Annotated in this window: 8 protein-coding genes; 3 read left to right on the forward strand and 5 right to left on the reverse strand. The window is 72.1% G+C overall.

The annotated features are described in order from the left end of the window. Positions 1 to 156: 156 nt before the first annotated feature. From ABZZ79_RS30375 to ABZZ79_RS30390, 4 genes are all read right to left on the reverse strand, one after another. The gene (locus ABZZ79_RS30375; protein WP_356694149.1) at positions 157 to 873 is read right to left on the reverse strand and encodes a response regulator transcription factor; all 717 of its coding nucleotides are present in this window, start codon (positions 871 to 873) and stop codon (positions 157 to 159) included. Beyond that, positions 870 to 2,714: an ATP-binding protein gene (locus tag ABZZ79_RS30380; protein ID WP_356694151.1), complete on the reverse strand. Its 1,845-nt coding sequence runs from the start codon at positions 2,712 to 2,714 to the stop codon at positions 870 to 872. The genes ABZZ79_RS30375 and ABZZ79_RS30380 overlap by 4 nt, the downstream gene beginning before the upstream one ends. Before the next feature lie 228 nt (positions 2,715 to 2,942). Then, on the reverse strand, positions 2,943 to 3,491 hold the full coding sequence (locus ABZZ79_RS30385; RefSeq protein ID WP_356694153.1) for a DUF1062 domain-containing protein: 549 nt from the start codon (positions 3,489 to 3,491) through the stop codon (positions 2,943 to 2,945). Between the two features lie 299 nt (positions 3,492 to 3,790). Continuing rightward, positions 3,791 to 4,366, reverse strand: coding sequence for a GNAT family N-acetyltransferase (locus ABZZ79_RS30390; protein WP_356694155.1), 576 nt, complete (start codon positions 4,364 to 4,366; stop codon positions 3,791 to 3,793). 110 nt (positions 4,367 to 4,476) lie between these two features. Here ABZZ79_RS30390 and ABZZ79_RS30395 point away from each other — a divergent pair, with 110 nt between their 5' ends. Next, positions 4,477 to 4,956 (forward strand): Lrp/AsnC family transcriptional regulator, encoded by a 480-nt coding sequence (locus ABZZ79_RS30395; RefSeq protein ID WP_356694157.1) that lies wholly within the window; start codon positions 4,477 to 4,479, stop codon positions 4,954 to 4,956. A gap of 57 nt (positions 4,957 to 5,013) precedes the next feature. Here ABZZ79_RS30395 and ABZZ79_RS30400 read toward each other — a convergent pair whose 3' ends face one another. Next, positions 5,014 to 5,238, reverse strand: coding sequence for a ketopantoate reductase C-terminal domain-containing protein (locus ABZZ79_RS30400; RefSeq protein ID WP_356694321.1), 225 nt, complete (start codon positions 5,236 to 5,238; stop codon positions 5,014 to 5,016). Between the two features lie 71 nt (positions 5,239 to 5,309). Here ABZZ79_RS30400 and ABZZ79_RS30405 point away from each other — a divergent pair, with 71 nt between their 5' ends. Beyond that, positions 5,310 to 5,507: a TetR/AcrR family transcriptional regulator C-terminal domain-containing protein gene (locus tag ABZZ79_RS30405; protein ID WP_356694323.1), complete on the forward strand. Its 198-nt coding sequence runs from the start codon at positions 5,310 to 5,312 to the stop codon at positions 5,505 to 5,507. Then, a complete protein-coding gene (locus ABZZ79_RS30410) occupies positions 5,504 to 6,052 on the forward strand; it encodes a hypothetical protein (protein WP_356694159.1) in 549 nt (182 codons plus the stop codon). The genes ABZZ79_RS30405 and ABZZ79_RS30410 overlap by 4 nt, the downstream gene beginning before the upstream one ends. The last annotated feature ends 232 nt before the right edge of the window (positions 6,053 to 6,284 follow it).

The raw sequence follows: 6,284 nt of genomic DNA on the forward strand, positions 1-6,284 counted from the left end.
ATCGTCGCTCTGTTTCCTTCCGGACGCGGCTGCGCCCGCCGGGCGGCGAGCGCGCTCGCACCAGTGTGGAAGGACACGGGGTCACGGCACATCCGTGCGGGCACGGGTCCAAGGGCCCGGGAAGTGTCGTACGGGCACGGCCGGTTCACAGACGGTTCAGTCCGCCTCCTCCAGGTACATCAGCACGGCCCGCACGCGGCGGTCGTGCGTCTCACTCTCCTCCGGCGGCAGACCGAGACGCCCGAAGATGGTGCTGATGTGGTCCTCGACGGTCCGTTTGCTGACCAGCAGCTTGGCTGCGATGGCCGAGTTGGACAGTCCCTGCGCCATGAGGTGCAGGACGTTGAGGTGCTGGCCCGTCAGACCGGCGAGCCGCCCGCGTCTTCGTGCGGTGCTGTGGACGGCCTCCCGGATCTCCGGGTCGATCCGGTATCCGCCGGCCGCGACGCTGTGGACGACGTCGGTCACGAAGTCGGGCCCGATGACCCGCCACTTCAACTGGTAGCCGATGCCGCCCGCCTCGGGGGTGTCGGGACCGGGTCCGGCGTCCAGCAGCGGGCGCAGATGGGTCAGTTCGACATGCTTGGAGAGCAGCAGGATGCCCACCCCGGGGCGGGTGCGGCGGATCTCCACGGCTGCCTGGAGGCCTTCGAGCCGGTGGGTCGGCGGCATCCTGATGTCGATGACGGCCAGATCGGGCAGCGGGTCGGCGACCGCGGTCAGCAGCTCGCTCGCGTCACCGGCCCGCGCGACGACCTGGTGCCCGGCGTTCTCCAGGAGGGCGCCCAGGCTGTGCAGATACTCGGAGTCGTCGTCGGCCAGCACGATGCGCAACGCCCGGCTGGGCTTCCAGTCGATCCGTTCCCCGGTCATGCCGGTTCGCCCCCTTCGCTCGCGGCTGCCCCGTCGGCCAGGGGCAGCGTGACCGAGACCTCCGTTCCCTCGCCGGGACGGCTGCGGACGGTCAGTTCGCCGTCGTAGGCGGAGACCCGGTGGCGCAGTCCCAGCAGCCCGGTGCCTCCGGCGGCCGGGTCCGCGCCGCCCACGCCGTCGTCGGCGACGGTCAGCCGCAGGACACCGTCACGGTGCCGGAGTCCGACGCGGACCGTCTCGGCGTCGGCGTGCTTGAGCACGTTGCTGAGTGCCTCCTTCACGACGTAGTACAGGGTGAGTTCGACCGCGGGCGACAGGCCGGGCGGTACGACCGCACGGATGTCCACCGGCAGGGGAAGGTCGGCGGCGAGCGAGCGCAGCGCGGCGGCCAGCCCCACCTCGCCGAGCACCGCGGGGTGGATGCCCCGGGCCGCGACCCGCAGTTCGGCGTGGCCGCGGTCCAGGGTGGCGAGGGCCTTGTCGAGCAGCACGGCGAGCTCCGGGTCGTGTGCCGCCGTGCCGCTCAACCGCTGCCGGGCGAGGTGTAGTTGGAGGCCAAGGTTGACGAAGCTCTGCTGCGCTCCGTCGTGCAAGGAGCGTTCCAGCTCCTGCCGTTGCTCGTCACCGGCCTCGACGACGCGTCGGCGGGACTGGCGCAGTTCGGCGATCAGGGCCTGGTTGTCGAGTTCCAGCGCCGCCGCCGAGACGACCGCCTCCAGGACATGGCGGTCCTCGCGCAGCGCGGGGTCGTGGACGAGGACGCCGACCCGTCGTCCGTCGCGCTCCAGAGGGCTCGTCCAGGTTCCCGGCCCCGGGGCGAGCCGGTCGCCGTCGGTGTCAACGTAGCCTTCGCCGTCGGGCGCGGGGAGCCCCAGCCGGATGGACGGGTCCCCGAGGCTCTGCGCGAGCGCGGCGCGCAGCGCCGTGTGCGAGGGCAGCGGCAGTCGGCGCAGCAGTTCGGCCACGGCGGTCCGGCCCAGCCGGATGCGCCATACGCCGGCCAGGAAGGCGAGCGGCAGCAGCAGCACGGACAGGTGGACGACCGCGAGGAGCGGGGTGTGCGACCAGGCACGTCCGGCGCCGAGGGCCGCGTCGAGCCCGGACGCGAGGCCACCGACCAGGCCGACGGCGAGGACCGGGGTGAGTTCGCGACGGTACGGCCGGGACGCGGCGGCCCAGCGCCAGGCGAGGACCACGACCGCGGCCGCGCTGAGGGCGAGTTGCACCGCGTCGGTGACCTGCCGCAGCGCCCAGACGGGGTGCACCAGCAGCAGATTGGGGGTAACGGAGGCGTGGAAGGGTACTCCGGCCGGCTGGAGCCCGAAGGCCGCCGCGCAGCCCGCGACCAGCAGCGCCCGGTCGACCAGGGCGCCGACCGGGCCGTCGTCCTCACGGGAGCGGAGCCTGCCGTACGGGAACACGAGCAGCAGCGGGACGACGAAGCCGGTGGCCGCGGAGCGCAGGAACAGGCCCATGGTGTGCACGAGGGGGTCGGTGGAGATCTGGAGGTCCTCCGCGAACCAGCCGATGCCGACGAGCAGCATCAGCAGTCCGACCACGTTGGCGGGCCTGCGCCATCGGGCGAGGAGTCCGGCCGCGAGGTAGAGCCCGCCGACGGCCGCGGAGAACAGGGTTGACGTCGAGTCGGCGTGCCGGTCGGGCGCGGTGACGATCAGTACGCAAGCGCCGAACGCCCCACCGGCCAGGGCCAGGACTACGGCGGAGCGCCGCCGTGAGGGGCTGGTCGTGTGCGCGGACCGCGTGCGCGCGAAGCGCGATGACGCCTGCGGGACCAGGGCGGACGATGCGGCCCGGGACACCGGGCGGGCGGTTGCCCACATCACCGTCCCTCCCCCATGACGGCCGGATGCGGACGTCCACGATTACTCCGTGGTCGTCTGCGCGCACTCACCGTACGCGATGGTGTGGGTCCCGTCCTGCGGCGTGGAGAAATATGAACGAGAGTCAGGTGCCCCGGTCCGCATGGGTGTGGCGGTGGTGGCGGATGAGGGCGTTCGCGTCCCGGGGCCTGTCCGGCGAACGGTGCCGGACAGGCCCCGGGCGGGGGTTCAGCGTTTGAGCGTGAAGGTGAAGTCACCGGAGAGCTTGCCGCTCAGCCGGACCGCCGAGACGAGTCTGCCCTCGGTGATCAGTCTCTCGGCCCCGGCCCGCGAGAGACCGCAGCCCTCGGCGATCAGGCGCACCGGCCGGACGGGGATCCGCGCCGCGAAGCGGACCGAGATGTCGATCACCTCGCGGTCCAGGTGATCCGAGCCGCCGGTGTCGAGGCGCCAGGCGCCGTCCCAGTCGAGGGCGATGCGATTACGGCGCTGCACGACCGGATCCTGGAGCAGCTCGGCTGCCAGGCCAGGGTCGTTGTCGTGCATCCGGTCCAGCAGCTCGGGCCGTACGGAGCGCACGTTCATCCGTTCCAGGACCGTGAGTTTCGCCGTGTCCCCGCAGGCGGCGCAGAGCACGAGGAGCCAGGCGTCGAGGAGCTTGTGGTTGGCGTTGACGCGGAATTTGCCGTTGGCCCGGAAGCGTTCGGACGCGCACGCGTGGCAACGGCGGCGAACGGTCGGCAGGCAGGTGGGCATGACCACCCAGTTGTTGAGCACAGAAGTACACCGGTTTCAGTGTGAGGAGTCCGCAGCAAGAAGCAGCGCGGCGCGGATGCGCGACGCGCGACCAATCAGCTCTCGGGGAGGTCTCACACGGTGTACAACGGCACGTCCTTGCCTCGACGACTGGGTTCGGCCGCACGGTAGTGGCGCACAGCGGCGCTGCTCCACTGGTTTTTCGAACGCCCCACCGCCGGTGCCGTCCGGCGGGTCAGCCACGGCTCAGGCCGGCCATGAGAGGGACAGCACCTGTCGGCCGACCCCGCTCGGGACTGGCACGATCCGGACGCCGGTGCCTAGCCCTTCGAGCCCGGCTTCCAGTCCTGGGCGAGGAGCCCGAGCAGGACCTCGTCGAGGAACTCGCCCATCACCCAGGCCGAGGAGCGCAGCACGCCCTCGCGGACGAAGCCGTTGTGCTCGGCGGAGCGCAGCATCGCGGTGTTGTCCGCCAGCGTCTCGATCTGCAGCCGCTGCAGACCGCGCACGACGAAGCCGTAGTGGCACAGCACCGCGACCACGTCGGTGCCGTAGCCCTTGCCGCGCGAGGACGGCAGCAGCCCCAGTCCGATGTGGGCGGCCCGGTTGTGGCGCACGGCGGGTACACCATCGGCATACGCGGCCAGTTCGTCCAGGAGCGGTCGGCTGAGGTCGACGGCGAGGACCGGGTCGAAGCCCAGGCCCGCCAGGGCGAGGCTGGTGTGCCCCGGGCCGCAGCCCAGGTCCACGGCCACCGAACCGGCCGGACCGGGCACCACGCCCCACTCGATCAGATGGGCCCGCTGGGCCGCGGCGAGCGCGAGCAGGTCACCGCCCAGCATCCAGGTGTAGTGCTCGGCGAGAAACCGGTCGTAGTGATCGACAGCGGTCGTCATGGGACCCCAGCTCCCTTCGGATACGGCAGTTGATGGGCAATCTAGGGCGCGATACGGCACAGTTGACGCACACCCGAACGAAATTCGGAACGCTGGGCAGAATGACGGCCATGGACAGCATTGATTCGGCGATCCTCAGCCATCTCCAGCGCGAAGCACGGCTCACCAACCGAGAGTTGGCGCGCAAGGTCGGCATCGCGCCCTCCACCTGTCTGGAGCGGGTCCGCTCGCTGCGGGCCCGTGGTGTGATCACCGGCTACCACGCCGCCGTGCAGCCGCGCCTGCTCGGACGCTCCCTCCAGGCCCTCGTCTTCGCCCGCCTCCGTCCGCTCAGCCGCGACGTGATATCCGGCTTCGAGGCGTATCTGGCCCAACTCCCCGAGGTGGTCTCCGTGTTCGTGGTCTCCGGGGACGACGACTTCGTCGTTCACGTGGCCGTGCCGGACATCGAGTTGCTGCACGCCTTCCTCATGGACCGGTTCAGTGCGCGGCGGGAGGTGGTGAGCTTCCGGAGTTCCGTGATCTACCAGCAGACCAGCACACGGGTGCTGACCCCTTTGCCCGGCACCGATCACGACGAAGGGGCGTAGGGCGCCGGTCTGTTGGGCGCGAGGCGCCGCCGCTCTCCTGGACTCGGCGACTTCGCGTCAGCGGGCCGCGCGCAGCTCGGCGTACAGGTCCGGGCCCGTCCAGGTCCGCGGTGCCGACTCCGCCTCGCGGACCAGGGTGACGAGGCGGGCGTTGGCGGGTGCCGTCCGCCCGTGGGCCGCCGCCAGGGTGACGATCTCGCCCTGGCGGGAGTCGATCTCGGTCGGGCGGCCGCGCCGGAGGTCCTCCCACATCGAGGAGCGGGCCTGGACGTCGATGCGCAGGGAGGCCGCGGCGAGCCGGGTGGGAGCCGTCGCGGGCGGTCCAGATCTATCTGACGGTCGCTCACTTCGTCATCGGTACGGCGCTGCTGGGAACCGGGGGTGCCGCGCGCAGCGTGGAGGAGAGGGCCGCGATGACCGAACTGTTCGCCGGAATGCCGCAGTTCCCGTTGGTCCGGGAACTCGCCGAACCGCTCAACCTGCCCGACGGTGAGCAGGAGTTCCGCTTCGGCCTCGCGGCCCTGCTCGACGGAATGGGAGACCCTCGATGAGTTCTGGCGCGGCCGGACCGCTCCGGCGCCTGTCCACCGCACGGCTCGCCACCGCTGTCACGGCCGCCGTGGCCGCGCTCGTGCTCACGGGTTGCGGCGAGCAGCCGCGACCGGGGAGCCCGGATCGTACGGGGGACTCGGCGGCCAGGGCGGACCGGCCGGAGGGCCTGCGGGAGGACGAGGAGCCGGTGCGGGCCCGGTTCCCGGAGTTCGGGGACTTCACCTCGGTGGTCTGGGAGGGCGAGGTGCTCGGCGCGAACGACCGGTCGGTGCCGGGACCCACCGACGTCCGGATGGCCGGCGTCGTCCACCTCGCCGACGCCGACGCGCGGCGGCTGCGGGAGGGCTACTCCTGGCAGGCCGCCTCCGTACGGCCCCGGGTCCCGAAGGACCTCCTCCCGCACGTCCCGGACGGCGCCCACTGGCGGACGAGCGACGGCTTCACCCGTGCGGTCACCGGTGACCGCTACCCGGCGACGTTCCACGCCGACCTGGAGCGGAGGGTGCTGGTCTTCGAAGCGGTGAACCCGCAGCGGAAGGGCTAGAAACTAGGGGCTTCGTGCGGACCATTTCGGCGTCGCGGGGTCTGCGTCTGTACGGCGTCGCGGGCCCGGCCGGGGTGTCGCGGGTCTTCGTCCGAGCGGCACGTCACGGACCCCGCCAGGCCGCCGCGGGCCTGCGTCCGAGCGGCACGTCACGGACCCCGCCAGGCCGCCGCGGGCCTGCGTCCGAGCGGCACGTCACGGACCCCGCCAGGCCGCCGCGGGCCTGCGTCCG

This window comes from Streptomyces sp. NPDC006458 (assembly GCF_040612135.1).
GTDB lineage: Bacteria > Actinomycetota > Actinomycetes > Streptomycetales > Streptomycetaceae > Streptomyces.

Coding starts and splice junctions, on each gene's coding strand:
- ABZZ79_RS30395 (WP_356694157.1), top strand. CDS start 4,477: ATGGACAGCATTGATTCGGCGATCCTCAGCCATCTCCAGCGCGAAGCA.
- ABZZ79_RS30410 (WP_356694159.1), top strand. CDS start 5,504: ATGAGTTCTGGCGCGGCCGGACCGCTCCGGCGCCTGTCCACCGCACGG.
- ABZZ79_RS30390 (WP_356694155.1), bottom strand. CDS start 4,366: ATGACGACCGCTGTCGATCACTACGACCGGTTTCTCGCCGAGCACTAC.
- ABZZ79_RS30375 (WP_356694149.1), bottom strand. CDS start 873: ATGACCGGGGAACGGATCGACTGGAAGCCCAGCCGGGCGTTGCGCATC.
- ABZZ79_RS30380 (WP_356694151.1), bottom strand. CDS start 2,714: ATGTGGGCAACCGCCCGCCCGGTGTCCCGGGCCGCATCGTCCGCCCTG.